This is a genomic window from Microvirga zambiensis WSM3693, from assembly GCF_016735695.1.
Lineage (GTDB): Bacteria > Pseudomonadota > Alphaproteobacteria > Rhizobiales > Beijerinckiaceae > Microvirga > Microvirga zambiensis.
Genome location: NZ_JAERQD010000003.1, coordinates 235,126 through 261,178, shown reverse-complemented (window position 1 = coordinate 261,178; position 26,053 = coordinate 235,126). Strand labels below are relative to the sequence as shown.

Annotated in this window: 22 protein-coding genes; 10 read left to right on the top strand and 12 right to left on the bottom strand. The window is 64.7% G+C overall.

The window, feature by feature from the left end:
* Positions 1-249: 249 nt before the first annotated feature.
* Together JKL46_RS04680 and JKL46_RS04675 are read left to right on the top strand one after the other, a co-directional pair.
* The gene (locus JKL46_RS04680; protein WP_246529143.1) at positions 250-984 is read left to right on the top strand and encodes a hypothetical protein; all 735 of its coding nucleotides are present in this window, start codon (positions 250-252) and stop codon (positions 982-984) included.
* The gene (locus JKL46_RS04675) at positions 981-1,364 is read left to right on the top strand and encodes a hypothetical protein (protein WP_201830243.1); all 384 of its coding nucleotides are present in this window, start codon (positions 981-983) and stop codon (positions 1,362-1,364) included. Before JKL46_RS04680 ends, JKL46_RS04675 begins: the two co-directional genes overlap by 4 nt.
* A 24-nt stretch (positions 1,365-1,388) precedes the next feature.
* On the opposite strand, the gene JKL46_RS04670 is transcribed toward JKL46_RS04675, so the two are convergent.
* Positions 1,389-2,294, bottom strand: a complete 906-nt coding sequence (locus JKL46_RS04670; protein ID WP_201830242.1) for a YegS/Rv2252/BmrU family lipid kinase — start codon at positions 2,292-2,294, stop codon at positions 1,389-1,391.
* 169 nt (positions 2,295-2,463) lie between these two features.
* Here JKL46_RS04670 and JKL46_RS04665 point away from each other — a divergent pair, with 169 nt between their 5' ends.
* Positions 2,464-2,928: a GFA family protein gene (locus JKL46_RS04665; RefSeq protein WP_201830241.1), complete on the top strand. Its 465-nt coding sequence runs from the start codon at positions 2,464-2,466 to the stop codon at positions 2,926-2,928.
* Positions 2,929-3,090: 162 nt separating this feature from the next.
* Here the strand turns inward: JKL46_RS04665 and alaS are convergent, their stop codons facing one another.
* Positions 3,091-5,742 (bottom strand): alanine--tRNA ligase, encoded by a 2,652-nt coding sequence (gene alaS / locus JKL46_RS04660; RefSeq protein ID WP_201830240.1) that lies wholly within the window; start codon positions 5,740-5,742, stop codon positions 3,091-3,093.
* A 382-nt stretch (positions 5,743-6,124) separates the two neighbouring features.
* Entirely contained in the window at positions 6,125-7,219 is a 1,095-nt protein-coding gene (gene recA / locus JKL46_RS04655; RefSeq protein WP_201830239.1) for a recombinase RecA, read from the bottom strand.
* Between the two features lie 506 nt (positions 7,220-7,725).
* Between recA and JKL46_RS04650 the strand changes: the two genes are divergently transcribed.
* The gene (locus JKL46_RS04650) at positions 7,726-9,051 is read left to right on the top strand and encodes a calcium-binding protein (protein WP_201830238.1); all 1,326 of its coding nucleotides are present in this window, start codon (positions 7,726-7,728) and stop codon (positions 9,049-9,051) included.
* Between the two features lie 52 nt (positions 9,052-9,103).
* Here JKL46_RS04650 and cckA read toward each other — a convergent pair whose 3' ends face one another.
* The gene (gene cckA / locus JKL46_RS04645) at positions 9,104-11,638 is read right to left on the bottom strand and encodes a cell cycle histidine kinase CckA (RefSeq protein WP_201830237.1); all 2,535 of its coding nucleotides are present in this window, start codon (positions 11,636-11,638) and stop codon (positions 9,104-9,106) included.
* 366 nt (positions 11,639-12,004) lie between these two features.
* Here cckA and JKL46_RS36240 point away from each other — a divergent pair, with 366 nt between their 5' ends.
* Positions 12,005-13,228 (top strand): hypothetical protein, encoded by a 1,224-nt coding sequence (locus tag JKL46_RS36240; protein ID WP_343074015.1) that lies wholly within the window; start codon positions 12,005-12,007, stop codon positions 13,226-13,228.
* A gap of 87 nt (positions 13,229-13,315) precedes the next feature.
* Here JKL46_RS36240 and dksA read toward each other — a convergent pair whose 3' ends face one another.
* From dksA to JKL46_RS04620, 4 genes are all read right to left on the bottom strand, one after another.
* Positions 13,316-13,735 (bottom strand): RNA polymerase-binding protein DksA, encoded by a 420-nt coding sequence (gene dksA / locus JKL46_RS04635; RefSeq protein ID WP_009489488.1) that lies wholly within the window; start codon positions 13,733-13,735, stop codon positions 13,316-13,318.
* A 151-nt stretch (positions 13,736-13,886) separates the two neighbouring features.
* A complete protein-coding gene (locus JKL46_RS04630) occupies positions 13,887-14,873 on the bottom strand; it encodes a YcjF family protein (RefSeq protein WP_201830236.1) in 987 nt (328 codons plus the stop codon).
* Entirely contained in the window at positions 14,870-16,318 is a 1,449-nt protein-coding gene (locus JKL46_RS04625) for a YcjX family protein (protein WP_201830235.1), read from the bottom strand. The genes JKL46_RS04630 and JKL46_RS04625 overlap by 4 nt, the downstream gene beginning before the upstream one ends.
* Positions 16,319-16,386: 68 nt before the next feature.
* A complete protein-coding gene (locus tag JKL46_RS04620) occupies positions 16,387-17,451 on the bottom strand; it encodes a hypothetical protein (protein ID WP_201830234.1) in 1,065 nt (354 codons plus the stop codon).
* A gap of 173 nt (positions 17,452-17,624) precedes the next feature.
* On the opposite strand from JKL46_RS04620, the gene JKL46_RS04615 reads away from it, so the two are divergent.
* The gene (locus JKL46_RS04615) at positions 17,625-18,137 is read left to right on the top strand and encodes a GNAT family N-acetyltransferase (protein ID WP_201830233.1); all 513 of its coding nucleotides are present in this window, start codon (positions 17,625-17,627) and stop codon (positions 18,135-18,137) included.
* Here the strand turns inward: JKL46_RS04615 and JKL46_RS04610 are convergent.
* A complete protein-coding gene (locus JKL46_RS04610; protein ID WP_201830232.1) occupies positions 18,134-18,658 on the bottom strand; it encodes a SixA phosphatase family protein in 525 nt (174 codons plus the stop codon). The two genes, JKL46_RS04615 and JKL46_RS04610, sit on opposite strands and share 4 nt — an antisense overlap.
* The gene (locus tag JKL46_RS04605) at positions 18,658-19,503 is read right to left on the bottom strand and encodes an AAA family ATPase (RefSeq protein WP_201830278.1); all 846 of its coding nucleotides are present in this window, start codon (positions 19,501-19,503) and stop codon (positions 18,658-18,660) included. Before JKL46_RS04605 ends, JKL46_RS04610 begins: the two co-directional genes overlap by 1 nt.
* A gap of 109 nt (positions 19,504-19,612) precedes the next feature.
* Here JKL46_RS04605 and JKL46_RS04600 point away from each other — a divergent pair, with 109 nt between their 5' ends.
* From JKL46_RS04600 to JKL46_RS04585, 4 genes are all read left to right on the top strand, one after another.
* Positions 19,613-20,899, top strand: a complete 1,287-nt coding sequence (locus JKL46_RS04600) for a cystathionine gamma-synthase family protein (RefSeq protein WP_201830231.1) — start codon at positions 19,613-19,615, stop codon at positions 20,897-20,899.
* A gap of 224 nt (positions 20,900-21,123) precedes the next feature.
* Positions 21,124-22,971 carry a cation:proton antiporter domain-containing protein gene (locus tag JKL46_RS04595; protein WP_201830230.1) on the top strand — a complete coding sequence of 616 codons (1,848 nt, stop codon included), beginning with the start codon at positions 21,124-21,126 and terminating at the stop codon, positions 22,969-22,971.
* Positions 22,972-23,129: 158 nt separating this feature from the next.
* Positions 23,130-24,293 carry a vWA domain-containing protein gene (locus JKL46_RS04590; protein ID WP_201830229.1) on the top strand — a complete coding sequence of 388 codons (1,164 nt, stop codon included), beginning with the start codon at positions 23,130-23,132 and terminating at the stop codon, positions 24,291-24,293.
* Between the two features lie 48 nt (positions 24,294-24,341).
* Positions 24,342-24,911 (top strand): hypothetical protein, encoded by a 570-nt coding sequence (locus tag JKL46_RS04585; protein ID WP_201830228.1) that lies wholly within the window; start codon positions 24,342-24,344, stop codon positions 24,909-24,911.
* Positions 24,912-25,052: 141 nt separating this feature from the next.
* Here JKL46_RS04585 and JKL46_RS04580 read toward each other — a convergent pair whose 3' ends face one another.
* Positions 25,053-25,478, bottom strand: coding sequence for a universal stress protein (locus JKL46_RS04580; RefSeq protein ID WP_201830227.1), 426 nt, complete (start codon positions 25,476-25,478; stop codon positions 25,053-25,055).
* Positions 25,479-25,582: 104 nt separating this feature from the next.
* Positions 25,583-25,903, bottom strand: a complete 321-nt coding sequence (locus JKL46_RS04575) for a 2Fe-2S iron-sulfur cluster-binding protein (protein WP_201830226.1) — start codon at positions 25,901-25,903, stop codon at positions 25,583-25,585.
* Positions 25,904-26,053: the final 150 nt, after the last annotated feature.

The following is a 26,053-nucleotide window of genomic DNA, read 5'->3' as shown; positions in this document are numbered from 1 at the left end:
GAGCAGAAGTGGCTCTCCACCACCGGCTTCCTCGACAAGATCGACGAGAACCTCAAGAAGGCGATGGCGGCTTAAGAGAAAGCCCCTCACGCTTTGCGATGTTGAAAAGCCCGGCCAAAAGCCGGGCTTTTTGCTGCATGCATCTCCCGACGGCCGCAAGCTCGACAATGCTCTCATTTTGTTCTAACGATATATCATGTTGAACGAGAATGTTGCCGAATATTTCGACCATCCGATTCACGAAGTGCTTTGCTGCAGATTCGCCATGCATTTGCCGTCGCACAACTGGAACTCCGACAGCTGCGCGTTTTCAGAGCGCTCAAGCAATACAGTCCGAACCAGCCGAGGGTCCCTGCCGGCAATTCCGATGGCGGCCAATGGAGCGGCGGAGGTAGCAGCGCGAACGGACCTCGCTCGGAATATGCCCAGCTCAGGCCGCGCCGTCTTCCGGTCGGACACCGGATCATCGGCGGCCGGGCGCACGCGGTCACACCGGCGCAAGAGGCACGCCTGGACATAACCGCCGCTCAGGCCCGCGCGCTGGTGCGCGAGGTGCAGCGACGGGATCCCTCCTGGAAACCCACACCCAGCATGTATGAGGGCGTTGAGGGACGCATCCTGGCGAACCAGTCGGAAGCACAGCAGGCGGCTGCGCGTTTGAGGGAGCTGGGTGCACGAGAGCCCCCGGCGCGACCTCTGCATGAGGCATTTACGCCTCATGGGTCTTTGATAGGAACTCGCGAAGGCCGTGCCTCGATCGGCACCCGAACGGTCAGCCAAGCGGAATTCAGGGACTTGCTGGATACCTTAAGCTTGGGGGCTCGGCCAGTTCCAGCCCCGGTCGGTTATCGCGGCTTGTGGTATCGAAGACAGGACGGCTCTGTCTTCGGACTTAGAAGAAGTGAACAGAATGGCATGACCATCGATGTCATTCAGACAAGTCACCCAGCGATCAATAATGGTGACAAGGTGCATAAGAAATGAGTGATGAACCGCGCGAAAAGAGATCGGGTGAGACGATGGGCGATTACATCGTTCAGGTCGCCAATGAACTGCCTGTCGATGCTGTCGGTATGTGGCAGATCGTGCCAGGAGGGCGTCAAGGCTTTGATCTCGAAGGCGATGCGCTGACAGATTATGTCCGCCGCTGCATCGCCGAGATCCTGTCGCGCGGTGCGGTGCCGGTTATCGGCGGGGGAGCTGATGGACCGCATGACTGGATCGTGGAACGCCGGTATGGCTCACGCCCTGAGGAAATCATCGAGAACGTCATCCGCGAATGGCTCGCAAACGGCGCGCAGGACGAGGATCCGGGTGGATTGTGGTTTGCCCTGCCTCAATACGCCTGGACGCCGCCATCCTAGACACGTCTTGACCAATCACCTGCCTCACGGCGCGATCACGGATAGTGGACGTTCGCCCAAACCGATCTCGAGCGGGAGGCAGCCTCGGCAGTCTCCGTCGAGCTGTGCCGGGTCGCCGTCATGGCCGATGATGCGGACATGCTGTGCCGCAACGATGCGATAGCCCGGCACGCGGTCGAGATGGCCGATGCCCATGCCGATGATGTAGAGGAGCGTGCTCAGCCGTCCTCCGCGCAGAAAGAGGCAGACCTGGAATTCCGGCTTGCCGAGATCAGCCTTTGGCGCGAGCAGGAACTCGCCGCCATAGAACCGGCTCTTAGCCACGATGACGGAGGCTGCCTCCACCCTCTCCGATCCGTCGATCTCGACGAGGTAGCGCCGCGGCACGCCCGAGACGAGTTCGCGCAGGCCCTGGAAAACATAGGCCAGCTTGCCGATCCGCTTCTTCAGGCGAAGGCTGGTGCGGTCGACGATATGCGCATCCATCCCGACCCCGCACATGAGCGCAAAGTATCGCCCGTTCGCGCGGCCCACATGGATATCCCGGGTTCGTCCATGGGCGAGGAGTTGCGCCAGCGCTTCGGCCTGTTTCGGAATGCGCAGATCCCGCGACAGCACATTGGTCGTGCCGATGGGGACGATCCCGAGCGCCGGCACCGATACCCCCTCCCGTGTCATCAGGCCGTTGATCGCCTCGTTGATCGTGCCGTCGCCTCCGGCCACCACCAGAAGGTCGATATCGGAACCGCAATCCCGCGCTACCCGCTCGGCATCGCCGGCGCTCGCCGTTGCCTGCAGCTCGACCTGGACCGCCTCCTTGCGGAGTGCGTTCAGGATCTCGGCCAGTCGTCGACGCTCGCCGCGCCCGGCGGTCGGGTTATGAATCACGAGCAGCCGGCGGGCCGGTGAAGGGCGGCTTTGCGAAGGCACAGCGGATTCATCGGGCCGGATCACATCGGCACTTTCGAAAAGGTTGAGGAACCGACGCAACAGTGGATCATTTGCGTAAGCCCTCAGCATCCGGCCAGACGATTCGACCGGCCATGTTGATACCGGAGCCTTTGGATCTAGCTGATCGATCGAGACAAGGGAAAATACCATGACCAATGCCACGAAGTCAGTCATGACCGGCGGCTGCCAGTGCGGCGCCGTTCGCTATGCGCTGATGTCCGAGCCGACCCATGCCAGCATCTGCCATTGCCGCATGTGCCAGAAGGCCTTCGGCAATTATTTCGCGCCGCTCACCGGCGTGCCGCGCAAGGATCTGGTCTGGACGACGGGGCAGCCCGGAATCTTCAGGAGTTCGGAAGCGGCCGAGCGCGGCTTCTGCCGGGATTGCGGGACGCCGCTCACCTATTCCTATCTGGAGAACGACCGCATCAGCGTTTCCATCGGCAGCCTCGACGAGCCGGGCCGGGTGACGCCGGAGATCCAATACGGCCTCGAGAGCAAACTGCCTGCCTTCGAGACGCTGCACACCCTGCCCGGCGAGCGGACGGACGACAACGCCTCGCCGGAGGAGCTGGAGAAGATGGCCTCGCGGCAGCATCCGGATCACGATTGAGGGCAACCTCCTCGACGTCGTCACCGGCCTTGTGCCGGTGATCTCGATACGAGAGACGCTGAGCCTCATAAAAGCGAGATGGCCGGGACAAGCCCGGCCATGACGTCAGAATATTTTGCGGTCACTCCGGATCGGCCTGCACCGTCCGGGATGACGCGTGTCTCAAGCAGCCGCCAGCGCCGCCTCGATGGCGGCGAGCGCCGCCTCGGCCTGGGCGCCGTCGGGGCCGCCGGCCTGGGCCATGTCGCGGCGGCCGCCGCCGCCCTTGCCGCCGAGCTTTTCCGAGCCGACGCGCACCAGCGCGACCGCATCGACCTTCGCGGTCAGATCCTCGGTGACGCCGACCACGATTCCGGCCTTGCCGTCCTCGGCGACGCCGACGATGGCGACGACCCCGGAGCCGAGACGCTTCTTGCCCTCGTCGGCGAGGCTCTTGAGATCCTTCATCTCGACGCCGGTAACCGCGCGCGCCATCAGCTTGATGCCGGCCACGTCCTTGACCGGATCGTCCCCGCCCGCAGAACCGCCGCCCATGGCGATCTTGCGGCGGGCCTCGGCGAGATCGCGCTCCAGCTTGCGGCGCTCTTCGAGAAGAGCGGCCAGGCGCGCCGAGACCTCGTCGACCGGGGTCTTCAGCAGGCCCGCGACCTCGCGCAGGCGGCGGCTTTCATCCGTGAGATGACGGCGGGCAGCCTCGCCCGTCATTGCTTCGAGACGGCGGACGCCGGCCGCCACCGCGCTCTCGCCGACGATGGTGACGACGCCGATATCGCCGGTGCGGTTCACATGCGTGCCGCCGCAGAGCTCGATGGAGAACGCCCTGTTGGCCTCGCCGGTGCCCATGGAGACCACGCGGACCTCGTCGCCGTATTTCTCGCCGAACAGCGCGCGGGCGCCGGACTCGATCGCCTCGTCCACCGCCATGAGCTTCGTGACGACCGGCTCGTTCTGCAGCAGCACCTTGTTGGCGATCTCCTCGACCCTGGCGAGTTCGGCTTCGTCGATGGGCTTCGGGTGGCTGAAGTCGAAGCGCAGGCGGTCGGGGGCGACGAGCGAGCCCTTTTGGGCGACGTGATCGCCGAGCACCTGGCGCAGAGCCTCGTGCAGCAGATGGGTCGCCGAATGGTTGGAGCGCACGGCCGAGCGGCGCTCGTGATCGACGATCAGCTCCAGCGACTGATTGAGCTTCAGGGAGCCGTGCTCGACGGTGACGCGGTGCACGAACAGGTCGCCGAGCTTCTTCTCGGTGCCGGTCACGAAGACGCGCGCGCCCTCGCCCTGCATCACGCCGGTATCGCCGACCTGGCCGCCGGATTCGCCATAGAACGGGGTCTGGTTGAGCACCACGAGGCCGGTCTCGCCGGCCTTGAGCTCCGCCACCTCCTGGCCGTCCTTCAACAGCGCGAGGACGATGCCTTCGGCGGTCTCGGTGTCGTAGCCCAAAAACTCGGTGGCGCCGGTGCGCTCCTTGACGCCGAACCACACGGTCTCCGTCGCCGCCTCGCCCGAGCCGGACCAGGCCGCGCGCGCCTTCTCGCGCTGGCGCTGCATGGCGGCATCGAAGGCGTCCGTGTCGACGCCGATGCCGCGGGGCTTGAGCGCATCCTGCGTCAGGTCGAGCGGGAAGCCGTAGGTGTCGTAGAGGGTGAAGGCCGTGTCGCCGGAGAGGCTTTGGCCCTTCGCGAGTTCGCGGGTTTCCTCGTCGAGGATGATGAGGCCGCGCTCCAGGGTCTTGCGAAAGCGGGTCTCTTCCAGCTTCAAGGTCTCGGTGATCAGCGCCTCGGCGCGGATGAGCTCAGGATAGGCCTGCCCCATCTCGCGCACGAGAGCCGGGACGAGGCGGTACATGAGCGGCTCCTTGGCGCCCAAAAGCTGCGCATGGCGCATGGCGCGGCGCATGATGCGTCGGAGCACGTAGCCGCGACCCTCGTTCGACGGCAGAACGCCGTCGGCGACGAGGAAGCAGGAGGTGCGCAGGTGGTCGGCGATCACCCGGTGCGAGGCCTTGCGCTCGCCCTCCGGCGCCACGCCGGTGGCATGGGCCACCGCCTCGATGAGGGTGCGGAACAGATCCGTATCGTAGTTCGAATGCACGCCCTGCAGGATCGCCGAGACGCGCTCCAGGCCCATGCCGGTATCGATGGAGGGCTTCGGCAGGGCGATGCGGTTGCCGGGCTCGATCTGCTCGTATTGCATGAAGACGAGGTTCCAGAACTCGAGGAACCGGTCGCCGTCCTCCTCCGGGCTGCCGGGAGGGCCGCCCCAGAGGCTCTCGCCCTGGTCGATGAAGATCTCCGAGCACGGGCCGCAGGGGCCGGTATCGCCCATCTGCCAGAAATTATCGGAGGTCGGGATGCGGATGATCTTGGAATCCGAGAAACCGGCGATCTTCTTCCACAGGTCGGCCGCCTCGTCGTCCGTGTGATAGACGGTGACCAGCAGCTTGTCCTTCGGCAGGTCGAATTCCTTGGTGATCAGGTTCCAGGCGAGCTCGATGGCCCGCTCCTTGAAGTAATCGCCGAAGGAGAAGTTGCCGAGCATCTCGAAGAAGGTGTGGTGGCGCGCGGTGTAGCCCACATTGTCGAGATCGTTGTGCTTGCCGCCGGCGCGCACGCATTTCTGCGACGACGTCGCCGTGCTGTAGGGGCGCTTCTCGATGCCCGTGAAGACATTCTTGAACTGCACCATGCCGGCATTCGTGAACATCAGGGTCGGATCGTTGCGCGGCACGAGGGGGCTCGACGCCACGACCTCATGGCCGTTCTTGGCAAAGTAATCGAGGAAGGCCGACCGGATTTCGTTGACGCCGCTCATGGGTTCTCAAACTTCGGGTAAGGGCTTTTCAGGGCCCGAAAAGGTATGATGGTGGCCGGTTTTAGCCGTCCGCGCCGGCCCTGTCGAGGCGGCGTGTCGTCTAATCCAGAAAGGCGTTTCCCTCTCCCGGATCGGAGCGGGGCCAGGGGTGAGGGTGTGTCCTTGACGGGGAAGCCCCCGACTCCCGAAAGCCGAGCCGGTGTCTGCGCCTCATCCGATACCGGCCTGCCCACACCCCAACCGTCTCCCACCCGGGAGAGGGAGTAAACGAAAAGACCGCCGCGATCTCTCGCGACGGCCTCTCTTTGCCCTTGAAGGAGAGCAAACCTCTTTCGTGCATGGCCTTATCGGATCACCGGATCCCGCCGATCCGGGCCAGGCATTATTCTGCGGAGCCCTCGTCGAGATCGTCGGCTGTCGGGGTGGCCTGCTCCAGGATGCGATCGGCGAGCAAGCCGGCATTCTGACGGATGAGGCCTTCGATCTTGTCGGCAACCTCGGGGTTGTCGCGCAGGAACTGCTTCGAATTCTCGCGACCCTGGCCGAGGCGCTGGCTGTCATAGGAGAACCAGGCGCCCGACTTCTCGACGATGCCGGCCTTGACGCCGAGATCGATGAGCTCGCCCACCTTGGACACGCCCTCGCCGAACATGATGTCGAACTCGACCTGCTTGAAGGGCGGCGCGACCTTGTTCTTGACCACCTTCACGCGCACCGAGTTGCCGATCGGATCGTCGCGGTCCTTCAGGGTCGAGACGCGGCGGATGTCGAGGCGCACGGAGGCATAGAATTTCAGCGCGTTGCCGCCCGTGGTGGTCTCCGGCGAGCCGTACATGACGCCGATCTTCATGCGGATCTGGTTGATGAAGATCACCATCGTCTTCGACCGGGAGATCGAGCCGGTGAGCTTGCGCAGGGCCTGGCTCATGAGGCGGGCCTGAAGGCCCGGCTGCACGTCGCCCATTTCGCCGTCGAGCTCGGCCTTCGGGGTCAGCGCCGCCACCGAGTCGATGACGAGCACGTCGACCGCGCCGGAGCGCACGAGCGTATCGGCGATCTCGAGGGCCTGCTCGCCCGTGTCGGGTTGGGAGATCAGGAGATCGTCCAGGCTGACACCGAGCTTGCGGGCATAGACCGGATCGAGCGCGTGCTCGGCGTCGACGAAGGCGCAGACGCCGCCCTTCTTCTGGGCCTCGGCGATGGTGTGCAGGGCGAGCGTGGTCTTGCCGGAGGATTCCGGACCGTAGATCTCGATGATGCGGCCGCGGGGCAGACCGCCCACGCCGAGCGCGATGTCGAGGCCTAGCGAACCCGTCGAGACGGTCTCGATTTCTACCGGCTGCTGGCCTTTGCCGAGCCGCATGATCGAGCCCTTGCCGAAGGCACGCTCGATCTGGGAGAGCGCCGCGTCGAGAGCTTTCGATTTATCTTTATCCATTGATGAGCTTTCCACCAGTCTCAAGGAGGACTGTGACATGACCGGACATCCTTATGGCACGGAGGGGAGTTGAATCTCAACGCGGTGTTGAGGAAATATATGTACTTACTTTGTTCTCGCCCGCAAGTTCTTTTTTCGTTCTCATTCAGGAATTCACATCTCCTCGCACAAGCCATGATGTCGCATGGTTAAAGCACTTTTAAAACAGCAGCTTAACCCCTCTGACCCGAGGCGCTCCCAATCGCGCGCTCCCGCTCCTGTTCCCTGCCCTTAGGGCAATCAAACGGAGCATGCCGCATCCGCTCGAAACCGGCGTGGACGCCGCAATTCCGGACGCCGATTTCGTGAATCGTCCCCGCCGAACGACCTGCCTCACGGTTCCGCCCTGAAACGGCGTCTGTGTGCTCGCGCACCTCTTTCCGGCTCATATCCCGAAGGGGATTACCGCCCCACTGCCGGCGGGCAGATACTTTTCCTTGGCGCGTAAGGATTTCCTGCGCTTTTCGGCTGCCCGTGACAGGGCATTGCACCGGGAGAAAACGAGCATGGCGACGATCAGAGGAGATGGCCGGCGGAATTCACTCATCGGCACGAACGGCTCCGATGTCATTTTCGGTTTTGGCGGCAACGACTCCCTCCTTGGCCTGACCGGCAACGATCGACTTGTCGGCGGGGATGGAAACGACCGTCTCGACGGCGGCGACGGCAACGACCGGCTGTTCGGAGACGCGGGCAACGACCGTCTCATCGGCGGCGATGGCCGGGACACGCTTGACGGCGGCTCCGGCAATGACCGCCTCGACGGCGGCGACGGCAACGACCGTCTGCTGGGCGGGTTAGGCAACGACCGCCTCAATGGCGGCGACGGCAATGATCGGCTCGAAGGCGGAACCGGTCAGGACACCCTGAATGGTGGGGAAGGCAACGATTCCCTGTTCGGCGGCCAGGGCGACGATTCCCTCTCCGGCGGCATCGGCGATGACCTCCTCAGCGGCGGCGACGGGATCGATTTCCTGTCCGGCGGCCTCGGCAACGACACGCTCGACGGCGGCGTGGGTAACGACGTTTTGAACGGCGGGGATGGCAACGACGCGCTCACTGGCGGTGCCGGAAACGACTCCCTGAACGGGGAAGCCGGCACCGACAATCTCGACGGCGGTGACGGCGACGATGTGCTTTCCGGCGGGATCGGAGCGGATGTGCTGATAGGCGGCGCCGGCGATGATCGCCTCGCCCCTGGGGCAGACGGCGATGCGGACGTGGTCGATGGCGGGATTGGAACCGATACGGTCGATTATTCCGACGCGACCGCGGGCGTGACGGTCAACCTTCAGCTCGGCACGTCTGGAGGCGCGGCGACCGGTGACACCTACTCGGCGGTCGAAAGCGTCATCGGCTCCAGCTTTGCCGACACCCTGACGGCGCGGGACGGCGGAACGGCAGATGGCGGCGGCGGAAACGACACGCTGAATGGCGCCGGCTCGAGCACGACGACCATTCTGAAAGGCGGCGCGGGAGCCGACACGCTGAATGCGGGCGGATTCGGGCAGGAGCTGCTGCAACTGGAGCTGAACAATGGCCCGGATACGTTCAACAGCGTCTTTCGCAATACCGACGGCGACAGTCTGCTGATCGACAACGACGTCTTCAATATCGGCGCCGGCGTCACATCGTCCGAGATCAGAAATCTCGCGACGGGACCGGCGGCGGCGAGCAGTGCCAGCGCGCAGTTCATCTTCGTGCAGGATGTAAGGCAGCTCTTCTTCGATTCCGATGGCACAGGCGGCGCCTTCGCGCCCGTTCTTCTGGCGACCGTGAATTTTGCCGAGGGCGGCAATCAGCTCTTCGCGGGCGACTTCTTCGTCATCTGAAAGAGGAGAGCCGGTTTCACACAGGTGAAACCGGCTCCTTTTCTGTCCGGCTCTACTGCCCGATGACCTGTTTCACGGTCTCGACGAGCTGGCGCAGGCTGAAGGGCTTGGGCAGGAAGTTGAACTCCTCCCCTTCCGGCAGATTCTTGCGGAAGGCTTCCTCCGCATAGCCGGAGACGAAGATCACCTTGAGATCGGGGTAGAGCTTGCGCAACTCGCCGAGGAGCGTCGGGCCGTCCATCTCCGGCATCACCACGTCGGACACGACGAGATCGACCGGTGCGCCACGCTCCTGGATGATCTCGAGCGCCTCGATGCCCGAGGCAGCCTCGAGCACCGTATAGCCGCGGGCGGAGAGCGCCCGGGCATTCACGGCCCGCACGGGATCCTCGTCCTCGACGAGAAGGATGGTGCCCTGCCCCGTCATGTCGGCGGCCGGCTTTCGGACCGCTGCCTCGGGCTTTGCCTCTTCCGGCGTCTCCTGGACCTCCGGGATGTGCCGCGGCAGATAGATGCGGAAAGTGGTTCCCTCGCCCGGCTTCGAATCCACGTCGATATAGCCGCCGGACTGCTTCACGATGCCGAACACGGTCGAGAGGCCGAGGCCGGTGCCCTTGCCCACTTCCTTGGTGGTGAAGAACGGCTCGAAGATCTTTTCCAGCACGTCCGAGGTCATGCCCGAGCCGGTATCGGAGACCTCGACGACGACGTAGTCCGCCGCCGGGATGCCGCTCACATTCAGCCGTGCGGCCTCGGCGGCGGACACGTTGCCGGTGCGGATCGCGAGCTTGCCGCCGTCCGCCATCGCATCGCGCGCGTTGACCGCGAGATTCACCACCACCTGCTCGAACTGGTTCACATCCGCCTTCACGAACCAGAGGTCGCGGCCGTGATTGAGATCCAACGCCACGCGCTCTCCGAGAAGGCGCTTGAGCAGCATGGAGAGATCGTAGAGCTGATCGTTGAGATTGAGCACTTCCGGCCGCAGGGTCTGGCGGCGGGAGAAGGCAAGCAGCTGCCGCACTAGACCCGCAGCCCGGTTGGCGTTCTGCTTGATCTGCATGATGTCCTGAAAGGACGGATCGGTCGGGCGATGATTGGCGAGCAGCAGGTCGCTGTAGCCGATGATCGCCTGCAGCACGTTGTTGAAGTCGTGCGCCACGCCGCCGGCGAGCTGGCCGACAGCATTCATCTTCTGCGACTGGGCGAGCTGCTCCTCCACCTTGCGGAAATCGGTGGTGTCGAGCGCGTAGAGGATTGCCGTCTCGCCATCCGCACCGGTATCGCCGACCGGCGTCACCCAGACGCGGACGGAGCCTGCATTCTCGCCGGCCGTCTGCAATTCGAGGGGCGGAATATCGCCCTTGTTCTCCGCCGCTGCCTTCAGCGCGGCCTCGATCGCGCCGCGCTCACGGAAGACATCGAGAATGGCGGGCCCCTCCGCTCCCTGATCGCCTGTGCGGGGAAGCGAGCCGAACAGCTTCGAGAACGGCGCGTTGGCGTGAACGATGCGGCCGCTGTGATTGACCGTGGCGATGGCGATCGGCGTATTGTTGAAGAAGCGCGCGAAACGCACTTCGGCGGCGCGCTGCCCCTCGTCGACCTCGCCGCCGGCCGAGCGGTTGAGAACGAGCGTGCGGGACGCGCCCATGCGCCCATCCTGACCGAAAGCGATGCGGTGATAGAGGCGCACGGGCAGGAACTGGCCGTTGCGGCGGCGCAGGTCCAGGTCGAAGGTCTCGGTGCGCACGCTTCCAGCCTCGCCCGAGAAAGAGGTCATCATCGACACCACGTCGCGCGGGACGATGTCGGAAAGGTTCAGTCCGCCGGAACCGACCGTCGCGAGGTCGTAATCGAGCCAGGAGGCGAGCGTCGCGTTCAGATAGACGATGGAGCCGCCGGCATCGACTGAAAGAAACCCGGCAGGTGCATGATCGAGATAGTCGATGGCGTGCTGGAGTTCCTGGAAGACGTTCTCCTGGCGCTCCCGCTCGTGCGTCACTTCACGGATCGTCCAAAGTGCCGCCTGGCGGCCGTTGGGGCGCGGCACGGGGCGCACGCGAACGCGATACCAGCCGAACTCCTGCGCTCCGTTCAAGGCAGGCGACAGGCGGATCTCCTCGGAGCCGGTGCGATGCTCGCGCGCGGCCTGGGCGAGACGATAGATCGCCTCGGACACTTCCGGCGCGCCCATGAACAGGCGCTCGACTGAGCGCACCTCCCCGCCCTGCAAACCGGCAAAGGACAGATAGGCCTCATTGGCATAAGTGACGCGCCCGTCGTCCTCGATCGCCACGAGCCCGTCGCTGGACGTATCCGCCATGAGCTTGGTGATATCGTTGCGCGCTGTCTGCCCTGAAAACTGAACGACGCCGATCGCCGTGGCGAAGAGGTAGAACACCCCGGCCATCGCGAAGAAGGCCAGCAGGCCGAGGATCAGGAGCTGTGCATGCTCCGTGGCGAGAAAACGGACGCTGAGGGTCGCGCCGACGAGGATGCCGGCGAGAAGCAGCACCCATCCGATATGGCCGTGACGGTCGGAACGGTCGATAGCCGACCCCTTTGGCGTGTCGCCCTCATAAGCCATGGAATATCATTATCCTCAACGGAGGCGGCCGTGCCATGACGAGCCGATCGCTCCCTGCCGACCATTCTACACGCCAATTATTGATCGACCTCTAAGGCTTCGCGGCGAGCGAAAGCAAGGGTTCGTAGGGGACGCGACAGGATCTGCGGGACCTCTTGCCATAGGAAATCCCTATTTTTCTTGATGAAGGCGTGAACAGCCCCATCTTGGACGGATCCTCGAGGACCGTTCCTCGCCCACGGATCATGTGCTGAAGCCGGCGCCCGTTAACCATTCATTAACCTTGCTGCTGGCTTTGGCGGTCAATGTGGTACAACCAACACAGACTTGGCCTGCAACGGCCAGCACAACGCTTGAGAGTTCAACGTGTCATCTCTTTTTGGTATCGAAGCGTCCCGGGCCGTTCAATTTGCGATCGCCTTCGCGATCATCCTGGTCCTGCTCGTGCTCTTCGGTGTGGTCTTCCGAAAGCTGACTGGTGCGCGTCTGATGATGCCGGGCAGCGGCGACCGCAGCCGCAGCCGCCAGCCCCGGCTCGGCATCGTCGATGTTTACGATCTCGACCGGCAACGGCAGCTTCTCCTGCTCCGGCGGGACAATGTCGAGCATCTGCTGCTGATCGGCGGCCCTAACGACGTGGTGATCGAGACCAACATCGTCCGCGTCGCCGGCGCCCGGATCCAGGCCCCCTCGAACGACACGGGCGCGGAGCGCTTCGAGCCGACCCTCGACCAGCCTCCCGTACGGGCGCCGCAAGTCGAGAGCAATGGGCGGCCCTCCATCGAGAGCCAGCTCGCCGCCCAGCTCGGCACCTTCGTCCGCCGCCCGTCAGAGGAATCGGATATGGACGAGGAGCTCTCGCCGGTCGCGAAGGTGAGTGCCCCGATCCCGGCCCATCCGGAGCCGGTCCTGAAGCCCGATGCCGTCGCTGTCTCCGCGGCTCCCACCATCCAGGCCCTGCGCGCCGAGGCACGCAATCCGGTTGAGCAAAGCCCTTCGCCGGCCCCGATCCCCGTGGTGGAGCGCCCCGAACCGCGCCCGACCTTCACGCCTCCCCCGTTCCAGTCCCGCGCGACACCGGTGCCGCCGGCACCGCCCATGCCGCCGGAACCTGTCCGCCCGCCGCAGCCGGCACCTGAGGTGCGCCCTGCCCCCTCGGAGCGTCCCGCTCCCGATGCAGGCCTTCTCTCGGACATGGCCAAGCAGCTCGAAGAGGCCCTGAAGCGGCCCTCGATCCCCGTCCCGCCTCCGGTGCCGCCAACTCCTGTCGTGGCTCCGGTCGTCGGTCACGAGGAGATCAAGGAAGAGGAGATTCTCGAATCGACCCCCGCCGATGCGGAGCCGGTGACCGAGGAAGAGGAGACGTTCGAGGAAGAGCGTGCCGAGGAGAAGGTGGCGGAGCCCATGCCGGCTCCCGAACCGATCCGCCCGGTCCCGACTCCACAACCCGCAGCGGCCCCGCTACCGCCGCAAGCCAAGGAAGCGCCGTCCGCCCAGCAGAAGCCGACGGATCCGTTCTCCGTCGAGGATATAGAGGCGGAATTCGCCCGCCTGCTCGGCCGGCCGCTCGATCCGGGCAAAAAGGGCTGAGGAGGCCCCTCGCCTCCCGATAAGCAAAGCGACAAAACAAAAAGGGCTCCGCAAGCGGAGCCCTTTCGATTTTTCTAGCAGGAAGCGTCAGTCGTCCCGATAGACCCGCTCGTTCCGCTCGTGGCGCTCCTGCGCCTCGAGCGAAAGCGTTGCGATGGGGCGAGCCTCGAGGCGCTTGAGGGAAATCGGATCTCCGGTTTCCTCGCAATAGCCATAAGAGCCGTCCTCGATCCGCGCGAGCGCGGCATCGATCTTGGCAATGAGCTTGCGCTGGCGGTCGCGAGCGCGGAGCTCGATGGCGCGATCCGTTTCCGAGGAGGCGCGATCCGCGAGGTCAGGATGATTCTCGTTCTCGCTCTGCAAGGTGGCGAGAGTTTCCTGAGCCTCTTTGAGGATGTCGTGCTTCCAACGGATCAGCTTGCGCCTGAAATACTCCCTTTGCCGTTCATTCATGAAGGGCTCGTCTTCTGTCGGACGATAACCCTCATCAATCACGATGTCTGTCATGTTCAGCCGTTCTTCCCCGATGAACCGTGGCGCCCCTATATAGGCAAGCAGGGACGGCGACAACGATATTAAGCGTCATCGATTTGTCTAAGACGCCCGGGTCCCTCTTTTGCGCCTTGGACGGATTGGGGTTGAACGATTTGCCGCACCCTCAACCGGCTGCCGCTTCCGCCCGGCTGATCAGCTCTCCGGCGACGTCGCCGATCTTCGGCGTCTCCTCGCGGATGAAGGGCAGCGGACGGCAGACGGAGAGCGCCGCGAGACCGAACCGGGCGGTCATCAACCCGTTCAGCACGCCCTCCCCTAGCTTGGCCGAAATGCGGGCGGCGAGCCCGAGCCCGAGGACCTGCTGCATCAGGCTGTCGCCGACTGCCATGCCGCCGGTAACCGCGAGATGGTTGAAGGCCGCCTTGGCGAGGCGCAGGAAGCCGAACAATCCAGGCCGCCCGCCATAGATTCGCGACAGAGTCCGCAGGAGGCGCACCGCCGCGAAGATCACGAAGGCGACGTCGACGATGGCGCGGGGGCTCACCGCCGTGACGAGGGAGACCTGCTTCGCCGCACCGGCAATCGCCCGTTTGGCCTGGACATCGAGGGGGGCGAGAAGCTCCCGCTCGGCGATGGCGAGGCGGTCGTCGGCGTCGATGATCTCGTCGGTCAGGCCCTTCAGGCGGGCGCTTCCCTGGGCGGACGCAGCCCGGCCGCCATAAAGGCCGATGAGATCGGAGACGATGCCCTTGGCGGCCTTGTGATCCTTCACGGCAAGCGCATCGATGGCGGCCTCGCGCAGGTGCTCGATCTTCTGCTCGCGCCAGATGCCGGCGATCTCTCGGCCGACGATGGCAAGAAAGGCGAGGATGGCCAGGATCGCGAGCCCGAGAGCTACCCAGCCGAGCCAAGGCGCGATGGAATAAAGATCGACGATCAGGTTCTCGACCGCGAGCCCGAGCCCGAGCAGCAGCAGTCCCGACAAGGCGGAGAGCAGGATGCCGACCCAGGGCGCGCGACGCTTTTCGCCCATCGGCACCACGACGCCGTCGGCGGCCTCGATGGCGTCGAAGGGCTCCTCCGTCACCTGCACCGCTCCGGCGGTAACGTTCGGATCGTCGAGGCGATAGGCGCGAGGTTGGCGGCTCATGCGAAACGGTCCCCCAGCAGGAATTCAAGCGCGCGGTCCAAGCGGATGTGAGGCATCTTGGCCGTGCGGCCGGCTGCATCGACCGGCAGCTTCGGCGGCCGGAAGCGCGGGAACCGGAACGAGCCGGGCGGGATCGCGCCCTGAAACACGGCCTCCGGCGTCTCGGGCAGTTCGCCCGGAAAGATCGCGGCTTCCGTCTCCCCGTCGAAGATCTCATCCCCGACCCGCTCGCCCGCCTCCGGCACGCCGGCGACGGCGCGCAAGGTCTCACGGCCTTCGCGTATCGTGGTCTCGCGGGTGGCGCGCACGGACGCCAGTGCGACGGTTCCTACTCTGGCTCCAGCCGCCTCGGTGCGGCGCGAGGCACGGTTCACGAGAAGGCGAAGGATCGCGTCGAGCCGGTCGTGATCGGTGTGGTGGATATGATCCGCCTTGGTCGCCGCGAACAGGACCCGGTCGGCCCGGGGCGAGAACAGGCGGGACAGGATCGAGTTGCGCCCGATCCGGAAAGACATCAGCACCTGGTCGAGAGCCTCCTCCAGCTCGGCGAGCGCCACAGGTCCGGCATCGATGGCGGCAAGCACATCCACGAGCACGATCTGGCGGTCGATGCGCTGGAAATGATCGCGGAAGAACGGCTTGACCACATGGGTCTTGTAGGCCTCGAAACGCCGCTCCATCAGCGCGGCGAAGCTCCCCGGCGCGATCGGCTGGCCCTGTGGCAGGTCGAGGGGAGCGAAGGTGAGCGCGGGCGAGCCGGCAAGGTCGCCCGGCATCAGGAAGCGCCCCGGCGGCGTGGTCGCCACGGCCTCGGATCCGGCCCGGAGCGCGGTGAGATAATCCTTGAAGGCCTCGCTCGCCTTGGAGGCAAGCATCTCGTCGGAAGCGCCTGACGGATCGAGAGTTTTCAGGGCCTCATGCCATCGACCGGCGGAAGCGGCCCGATCGCGCTTTCGGCTCGCCTCGACGGTCTGGCGAGACCATTCCGCATAGCCGGCATCGAGGAGCGCGAGGTCGAGAAGCCACTCGCCCGGGTAATCGACGATGTCGAGGGCAAGCGAGGCCGGCCCGGTGCGCCAGCCTGACTTGCGCTCATACTCAACATCGACCCGCAACTCGCTGATCCGGTTGGTGGATTGCGGCCAGCGGCGGCTCTCGGTGAGCGCCGCCATATGCTCTTCGTAAGGAAAGCGCGGCACAGCATCGTCGGGCTGATGCGCCAGATGCGCCCGCCGGATGCGGCCCTCGGCGGAAGCCCGGAAGGCGGGAAGGTTCGTGCCGCGGATCAGGTGATGGACGAGCGCCGTAGTGAACACCGTCTTGCCCGACCGGGCGAGACCCGTGACGCCGAGACGGAGGGAGGGCTGGATCAGCTGGCCGGAGGCCTCCCAGAGCGACTGCGCCGCAGACCCGGCGCGGGAGGCGAGATCGGTGATGACGGACACGAAGATGAACCTAATGCTCTCAAGCCAAGCTTGTAGGTGGGGCTTGCCTTCCTAACGTGCAAGGCGGCTTACCGCTCCACGCTTGCCGGAGCACCCCGGCCCATCTCGGCCTTCGTATTCTCCTTGAGCCGCGCGACCGCTCGGGCGATGGCACCCTCCACGAGGTCCGGGCTCGCCCGCAGGACGCCCAGCTCGAAGGCCGACATGGCGAGCATCACATGGGTGAGGTTGGGCTGGGGCGTGCCGTCGGACGCGAAGAGTTTCAGGTCGTCGGTTGGGTTCAAACCAATTCCCTCGACCATCCGGCTCGCATAGTTGCGGTGGCGCTGCTCCTCCGAAGGACAAGCGGAAGCGACCTGGACCTTTGGTGCGGCCTGCGGCGCAGCCGCGACAGCTTTGGCAGGTGCAGCAGCCGGCTTGCTGCGGGTCGCGACAGCGGGTTGCGAGGGCTTGGCCGGCTTCGGCTTCTCGCCCATGCCCTCCGCGATGCTCGGCACCCGGTATTGCGGCGTCTTCGACGTCAGGGGGATCACCATCGACACCCGGCCCGGCCGGCCGCCGGGACCGGCCTTCGCCGTATAGCGCACGGCCCCTCCCCGCCTGCGCGAGGCGAGATATTGGGCCCGCACTGTCCCGCCGATGCCCCTCACCGCCAGCACCGCAATGCCGCCGATCCCGGTCGCGACATTGCACTCGGCGGGCGCCCAGCGGCGGACGATGTCGAGGGCGGATTTGCGGTTGAATTCGAGATAGTAGCGCCGCAGCAGGGTTGCCGCCGCATCTGCCCCGTGATCGGCGGAAACGAAGCCCACATGGCCTTCGCCGTCGGTGGCGAGCTCGCCGTTCCAGCGCGCGCTCTTGATGCACCAGTAATTGTTGAGCTTGACGCAGCGGGTGACGAAAGGGCGCTCGGCCCGGAACAGCGCCGCCATGGCGATGACAGGCTTCGGCTCCAGCGCATCCATCGCCTCATGGCGCCAGTTCGACACCGCGCGAGCCTCCGGCTCGTAATGCGCCTGCACGCTTTTCGCCTCGTCGATCGGCCGCGCCGATCCTGCGTCTTTCCCAGCGGAGTCGTTCGGCAGAAGGGCGCGCACCGCGAGGACGAGCGCAAGAAAAGTCTGAGGCACCATGGTGAAGATCCGCCCCCGCTTCGGCAGGGCACAATCGGGAAGGTTTCAGGCAGAACGATGGTAGGGCCGATGGGTTCGCTGCCAACCCTTGATGGAGGACAAGCCGATCCTGCCGCTTGACCGTCCGGCGGGAGAGCTTCACGAATGGCCCGCCTCGCCATCCGAGAGTGATCATGTCCGCCATTTCCATCCGCACCTTCGATCCATCAGACGCGCAGATCCTGCAAAACCTGCGACTGGAGGCCCTCGCAGGCAGCCCCGAGGCCTTCCTGTCCAGCTTCGAGGAAGAGGCCACCCTATCGCTCGAGACGGTGCGGGATCGGATCCCCTCCTCCGGCCCCAACGCCATTTTCGGGGCCTATTCGGGCGAGCAACTCGTCGGCATGGCGGGATTTGCCGTCTACGACCGGATGAAGGCCCGCCACAAGGGCGTGATGTGGGGCGTCTACGTGAAGCCGGAATGGCGCAGGCAGAAGGTCGGACAGGCCCTCGTGCGGCAGGTGATCGATCATGCCTCCCGCCATGTCATCGTGCTCGAAGCCGCCGTCAGCCTCGTCAACGAGGGCGCCCGGCGCACCTATCACGGCCTCGGCTTCAAGCCCTACGGCATCGAGCGCAAGGCGATCCGGGTCGGCGACAATTTCTACGACGAGGAGCTGCTCTATCTCGAATTCCCGAAGGGTTAATCGTCCTCGCCGTTGCCCAGAGATTTGGGCGTCACGAAGCGTTCGAGGCGGCCGGATTTCCGCGCGACATCGCTCCAGCTCTCAAGGGTGAAATCGATCACGGCGAGGCCGGCGGTCGGATATTTCTGGCCGAGGCGCAGGATCCCATCCATGTCGCCCTCGCCGATCAGGAGCTTGGCGAGTTCCTCGAAGCCGGGATTGTGGCCGATCAACATGAGCGTGCGGATCCCTGGCTCCACGTCGCGCACAACCTCAAGGAGGCGTCCGACCGGCGCCTCGTAGATCCGCCCGTCGGTTCGCATCGCGATCTCGCCGATGATCGGCTGCACTCGCTCCCAGGTCTCGTGCGTCCGCCGCGCCGGCGAGACGACGACGAGGTCGGGCAGGAGCCGTTCCTTCTTCAGGTAGTCGCCCATCACGAGGGAGGCCTCCTGCCCGCGCTTGGCGAGGGGCCGGTCGAGATCGAGCACGCCGCCGGGCCAGGCGGCCTTGGCGTGGCGGAGGAGCAGGAGGCGGAGCATCAGCGCCCTTCCCGCCTGGCGATGAAGGCCAGCTTCTCAAACAGGCTCACGTCCTGCTCGTTCTTCAACAGCGCTCCATGAAGCGGCGGAATCAGCTTGCGGGTGTCGCGCTCGCGCAATTTCTCGGGGCCGATATCCTCGGAGAGCAGGAGCTTGAGCCAGTCGAGCAGCTCGGACGTGGATGGTTTCTTCCGAAGGCCTGGGACCTCCCGCACGTCGAAGAAGATTTTGAGTGCCTCCTCGACCAGGCGGTGCTTGATGCCGGGATAATGCACCTCGACGATCCGGGCCATGGTCTCCGCATCCGGAAACTTGATGTAATGAAAGAAGCAGCGGCGCAGGAAGGCGTCCGGCAGCTCCTTCTCGTTGTTGGAGGTGATGACGACGATGGGGCGGCGGGCAGCCTTCACGGTCTCGCCGGTCTCGTAGACGAAGAACTCCATGCGGTCGAGTTCGAGCAGGAGATCGTTCGGGAACTCGATATCCGCCTTGTCGATCTCGTCGATCAGCAGCACCGGACGCACGTCCGAGGCGAAGGCTTCCCACAGCTTGCCGCGCTTGATGTAGTTGCGGATATCCGACACGCGCGGGTCGCCGAGCTGGCTGTCGCGCAGGCGCGAAACCGCATCGTATTCGTAGAGCCCCTGTTGGGCCTTGGTGGTCGACTTGATGTGCCAGGTGATCAGCGGCGCGTTCAGGCTTCCGGCGATCTCCTCCGCCAGAACCGACTTGCCCGTTCCCGGTTCGCCCTTCACCAGGAGCGGACGCTCCAGGGTGATGGCGGCATTGACGGCGACCGTCAGGTCCTCGGTGGCCACATAGGTCTCAGTCCCGGCAAAGCGCACCATTCCCACCCTTCCTTCCGACAATCCCGACCCTATGTCGTGACCCCACCTTTCGGCAATCGCCCTCATAAGGTAAGCCCATCACAAACAAACGGGAGGAACATCACCTATGGCTCATAACCGCTATCACAAGGACCGAATCGGCAATCACAAGCTGAAGCCCGAAACCCTGATGCTGGGCTACGGCTACGATCCGACCCTGTCGGAAGGTGCTGTGAAGCCCCCGGTCTTCCTGACCTCGACCTTCGTGTTCACCAGCGCCGAGCACGGCAAGGAATTCTTCGACTATGTCGCGGGACGGCGCGAGCCGCCAAAGGGAGAGGCCGCGGGCTTGGTCTATTCCCGCTTCAATCACCCCAATTCCGAGATCGTCGAGGACCGGCTCGCCATCTTCGAGGAGGCCGAGGCGGGCCTCCTGTTCTCCTCCGGCATGTCGGCCATCGCGACGACGATCCTGGCCTTCGCGAGACCCGGTGACGCGATCCTGCACTCGCAGCCGCTCTATGGCGGCACCGAGACCCTGATCGCCAAGACTCTCGCCAACATGAACATCGGAGCCGTCGGCTTCGGCGACGGTGTCGATGCGGCCGGCATCAGGGCTGCCGCAAAGGAGGCGATGGCCAAGGGCCGCGTCTCGGTGGTCATGATCGAGACGCCCTCGAACCCGCTCAACACCCTCGTGGACATCGCCCTGATCAAGACCGTCGCGGATGAGATCGGCGCCGCCCAGGGCCATCGTCCGGTGGTCGCCTGCGACAACACCCTGCTCGGCCCCCTCTTCCAGAAGCCGCTCAAGGACGGTGCCGACATCTCGATCTACTCGCTGACGAAATATGTCGGCGGCCATTCGGACCTGATCGCCGGTGCGGCCCTGGGCTGCAAGGAACTGATGAAGACCGTGCGTCTCCTGCGCTCGGCCATCGGCACGCAGCTCGATCCCCATTCCTGCTGGATGATCGGCCGCTCGCTCGAGACGCTGGCGCTCCGCATGAGCGCGGCGAACCGCAATGCGGAGATCGTGGCAGCCTTCCTGCACGAGCACCCGAGCGTGGCGAAGGTCCATCACCTCGCCTACCTGCCTGAAGGTTCGCGGGCGAAGGAGGTCTACGAATCCCAGAGCAGCGCTCCAGGCTCCACATTCTCCTTCGATGTGAAGGGCGGCGAGGCGGAAGCCTTCCGGGTGCTCAATGCGCTGCAGGTGTTCAAGCTCGCGGTGAGCTTAGGCGGCACCGAGTCGCTGATCTCGCATCCCGCCTCCACCACCCATTCCGGCGTGCCGAAAGCAACCCGCGACCGCCTCGGCGTCTCGGATGCCACCATCCGCGTCTCCATCGGCATCGAGCACCCGGACGATCTGGTGGCCGATCTGGCCCAGGCGCTGGCGACGTTGGGGTGACAGGCCTCCTTTTACGCTCCGTCATCCCCGGACTTGTTCCGGGGACCCACGTCCTCGCCGCCTTAAGACGTGGATAGCCGGGACAAGCCCGGCCATGACGATGGAAAACATCGAGCGCTCCCGCCATGCATTCATGTCGCGCCCGTCATTCCGGCCCGCGCGGCATTAACCCCTTGCGCACCGCTTGCCGGTAGAACCACAATGACTTCAACCGGAAGGAAGCAATGGCCGCTGCGATAGACCTGCAGTCCTATCAGGAACCCATTCTTTTTCTGGCAACGGCAGGCATCGTCGTCCCCCTGTTTCACCGGCTCAGGATCAGCCCGGTTCTGGGGTTTCTGGCGGCAGGCGCGTTGCTGGGACCCTATGGACTTGGGCGCCTGGTTCCGGCCTACCCTTGGATCAACTGGATCACCTTCACCAATCCGGAGGGGACTTCGCGCCTTGCCGAATTCGGCGTGGTCTTCCTGCTGTTCACCATCGGCATCGAATTGTCCTGGCAGCGCCTGCGCACCCTGAGGCGCCTCGTTTTCGGGTTCGGCTCGCTGCAGGTAATTCTGGGGGCCTTCATTCTGGGTCTCGCGCTCTACGCCTTGAGAACCGTCGAGACGGTCACAGCGGCGACCATCGTCGGTCTGGCCCTGGCGCTTTCGTCCACCGCCATCGTGATCCCTGTGCTGGCGGAGCAGAAGCGGCTCAACACGGCGGCCGGACGCGCCAGCTTCTCGGCATTGCTGTTCCAGGACCTGCTCGTGGCGCCGATCCTCTTCGCGATCGCCGTGCTCGATACGAGCAAGCCCGAGGTGACGATCTCGTCCTTCGCCGTGCTGTTGGTGCAGGCCGGCATCGCGCTGGTGCTGATCATCGGCCTCGGCCGCCTCATCCTGAGGCCCTTCTTCCAGCTCGTCTCGGCGACGAAGAGCCCCGAGCTCTTCATGGCGGCCTGCCTGCTCGTCGTCCTGGTGACCAGCGTGATCGCCGCCGTCAGCGGCCTGTCCATGGCGCTGGGCGCGTTCATCGCCGGCATCCTTCTGTCCGAGACGGAATACCGCCGCGCCATCGACGTCACGATCCAGCCCTTCAAGGGGCTGCTGCTGGGCGTCTTCTTCGTCTCGGTCGGCATGAGCCTCGATCTGTTCCGCTTCCTCGAAGCGCCGCTCTTGATCCTGTCGCTTGCCGCGACGGTCATCATCATCAAGGGCCTTACCATCGTCACGATCGGGCGCCCTTACGGACTCACGACTGCGGAATCGGCCGAGACCGGGCTGCTCCTCGGCCCCGGCGGCGAGTTCGGTCTCGTGATCCTGGGCGCGGCGATCATCGCGGGCCTCGTGCCGGGCGGGATCGGCCAGAACCTCCTTCTCGTCACGACCCTGACGATGGTCGCCATCCCGCTCCTGGCACGCCTCGGCCAGCGCCTGAGCCGCAAGCTCGAAGTGCGCCGGCCGCTCGACCCCGTCGTGACCGTCACTCCGCCCTCCGACGAGGTCGGCCGCGTCATTATCGCGGGTTATGGCCGGGTCGGGCAGCTCGTCGGCGACATGTTGGAGCGCCACAAGGTACCCTACCTCGCCATCGACCTCGACCCCGCCCGCGTCGCGGCGGAGCGGAAGGCCGGAAAGCCGGTCTTCTACGGCGACGGATCCTACCCTGAATTCCTGCGCGCCTGCGGCATCGACCGGGCGCTCGCGCTCGTCATCACCCTCGACACCCTCTCCTCCATCGAGGCGGTCGTGACTGCAGCACGGCAGGAATGCACCGAGATCACCATCGTGGCCCGCGCCCGCGACGCACGCCATGCCACCCAGCTCTACGAGCTCGGCGTGGACGATGCGGTGCCGGAAACCATCGAGGCGTCCCTCCAGCTGAGCGAAGCGGTCCTCAGCGATATCGGCGTGCCGATGGGCCTCGTGATTGCGTCGATCCACGAGCGCCGCGACGAGTTCAGGGAAATCCTGAGGAAGAAGAATCCCAAGCGCGATCCGGATCGGGTGGTGTTTCAGGCGCGCCGGCGTGTCGGCAAGCCGGCTCCCGCGGTCGTGGCGGGACAGACGACCCAGGTCGATAGCTGACCCTCGCCTATTGACCTTCTCGCCGGTTACCAGACAATGGCGCATCGTGCGGAAAAGTGGACCCGGTTTTCCGCGTAGAACGATGCGCCGCTTAGGGGATTGAAAATCGGATCAATCCCAAAAGTGGATTCCACTTTTGGGTCCGATGTTCTGACGCGATGTTCCTCACCTTCTTCACAGAGCTGCGCGCCGCCAAGGTGCCGGTCTCCTTCCGGGAGTACCTGTCCCTGCTGGAAGCGCTCGACCGCGATCTGGCCGACAAGAGCGTCGAGGAATTCTACTATCTCTCCCGCACCTGCCTGGTGAAGGACGAGCGCCATTTCGACAAGTTCGACCAGGTCTTCGCCCATGTGTTCAAGGGCATCGAAAGCATGGGCCACGCGGTCGATGAGACCGGCATCCCCGAAGAATGGCTGCGCAAGCTCGCCGAGCGCTATCTCACCGACGAGGAGAAGAAGCAGATCGAGGCCATGGGCTGGGAGAAGCTGAAGGAGCGTCTCAAGGAGCAGAAGGGCCGTCACCAGGGCGGCAACAAATGGATCGGCACCGCCGGCACCTCGCCCTACGGCGCCTATGGCTACAACCCGGAAGGCGTCCGCATCGGCCAGGACAAGAACCGCAACTTCCGCGCGGTGAAGGTGTGGGACAAGCGCGAGTTCAAGGATTTCGACGACAGCGTCGAGCTCGGCGTGCGCAACATGCGCATCGCGCTGCGGCGCCTGCGCCGCTTCGCCCGCACCGGCTCTGCGGAGGAGCTCGATCTCGACGAGACGATCCACGAGACCGCGCACAAGGGCTATCTCGACGTGCGCCTGCGGCCCGAGCGCCGCAACGCGGTGAAGGTTCTGCTCTTCCTCGATGTCGGCGGCTCCATGGATTGGCACATCGAGATCGCCGAGGAGCTCTTTTCGGCGGCACGGCTCGAGTTCAAGCATTTCGAGCATTTCTACTTCCACAACTGCGTCTACGAGAATCTGTGGAAGGAAAACCGCCGCCGCTTCGATCAAGTCATCCCAACCTTCGACGTGATCCGGACCTATCCGTCGGATTATCGCGTGGTCTTCGTGGGCGATGCGTCCATGAGCCCCTACGAAGTCACCCATCCCGGCGGGTCGGTGGAGCACTGGAACGAGGAACCTGGCCAGACTTGGCTCCGGCGGATCCTCGATCATTTTCCGAGGGCGGTGTGGCTGAATCCCGTGCCGCAGCCGCATTGGGGCTACACCCAATCCATCACCCTGATCCGGCAAGCGTTCGGGGAGCGCATGTATCCGCTCAATCTCGAAGGTATCGACCACGCGATGCGGGAGCTGGTGCGTTAGAGCGTGAACCGGTTTGCCGAGCGAAGGGTGCCGGGATAAGAAGCCCCCATGGCACAGACCTATACCCACAGCCCCAAGCCATTCGGCGGGCCGATCTCATTCGTCATCAAGGGCGACAAGCTCACCGTCGATTCCGGCCGTAAGGTGCATGAGGTCCAGCTCGGCGCTGTAGATACGGTGCGCATGACCTACGAGCCTGGTCGGCTGGCGCAGAAGTCGTTCCGGACGAAGGTGATCATGAAGGACGGCAAGTCCTTCGCCTTCAACTCGCTCAATTGGAAGAGCCTCGTCGAGGCCCAGGAGCTGACGCAGGAATATCGCGCCTTCGTTCAGGCGCTGTGCGACACTATCGCCCGCGCCAATCCGCAAGCGAGGTTCGTGGCCGGAAAGCCCTGGGGTCTTTGGGTTCCGACCTCGGCACTCGCCGTCGCTTCACTCCTCACCATGGTCTATCTGATCTGGCAGGCGTTGCAGATGGGGGCAACAGGCGTCGCGCTGATCGGGGCGCTCCTCGGCGTCGTCGGAGTGTGGCAGATCGAGCCGATGATCCGGCTCAACAAGCCTCGCCCCTTCCGGTCCGGGGCTCTGCCCGAGGAAATGCTGCCGAAGGCGGGGTGAGGATTAGCGATCTGTAACCCACGTCATCACCGGCCTTGTGCCGGTGATCCCGGCTGTGTGAGGCGCGGCGCGTCACCGTATCGGGATGGCCGGGACTGATCCCCGGATCAAGTCCGGGGACGGCCATGCCATGCGTATAGTTTAAGCCCGCACCACCAGCACCGAGCACTTCGCGTGGCGCACGATGGTCGCGGCGTTGGAGCCGAGCAGATAAGTGGCCATGGTCGGCCGGTGCGAGCCGATGACGACGAGGTCCGCCCCGGTCTTTTCCGCCTCGTCCAGCACCTCGGCATAGACGGAGCCGAGACGGACCACCGCAGAAACCCTGTCTGACGGCAGGCCGACGCCCGCCGCCAGCTTGGCGAGCTTGGCATCGGCCTCGCCCTGCTGCTCTTCGTCGAAGGTCGGCGGCATGAATTCCATGTAGGTCACGGGCACGATGGCGCGAACATAGATCAGGCGCAGGGTGCCGCCCGAGGTCTTGGCGATTTCCACCGCCTTGTCGATGGCAGGCTTTGCCGTGTCCACTTCACCGAGATCGACGGGCACCAGGATCGTCTTGAACATCAGCTTTTCTCCAGACAGAGCATTTATTAGGCGAAGCGGAACCGGTTCGCCGTCAAAAATGCGGCATCACAAACATAAGCTTCCTTCACCACGTCGAGGAAGCTTTATCCTTGGCGGGTGGGAGTGTGGACGACGAGCCCGTCGAGTTCGGGACGGACGCGGATCTGGCACGATAGCCGCGAGTTGGGACGCACGTCGTAGGCGAAGTCGAGCATATCCTCCTCCATCGGCTGAGGCTGCCCCGTCGCCGATTCCCATTCCTCTGCGACATAGACGTGACAGGTGGCGCAGGAGCAGGCGCCGCCGCACTCGGCCTCGATCCCAGGGACGCCGTTGCGGATGGCGGTTTCCATCACGGTCGCACCCTCCTCCGCCTCGACGGTGCGGGCAGTCCCTTCGGCATCGACGAACGTAATATTGATCATTGCGGACCTCTGCTTGTGCGCGCATACTTAAGACAGACTGCGCCGGAAGACGAGAGAAGAGCGCAGAGCCTGCCGTTTTTTCGCCGCAATTTCCCCGGTAGAGCAGGTTACTAAGCCGTTAACGACGTTCATAAATGACAGGGGACATCG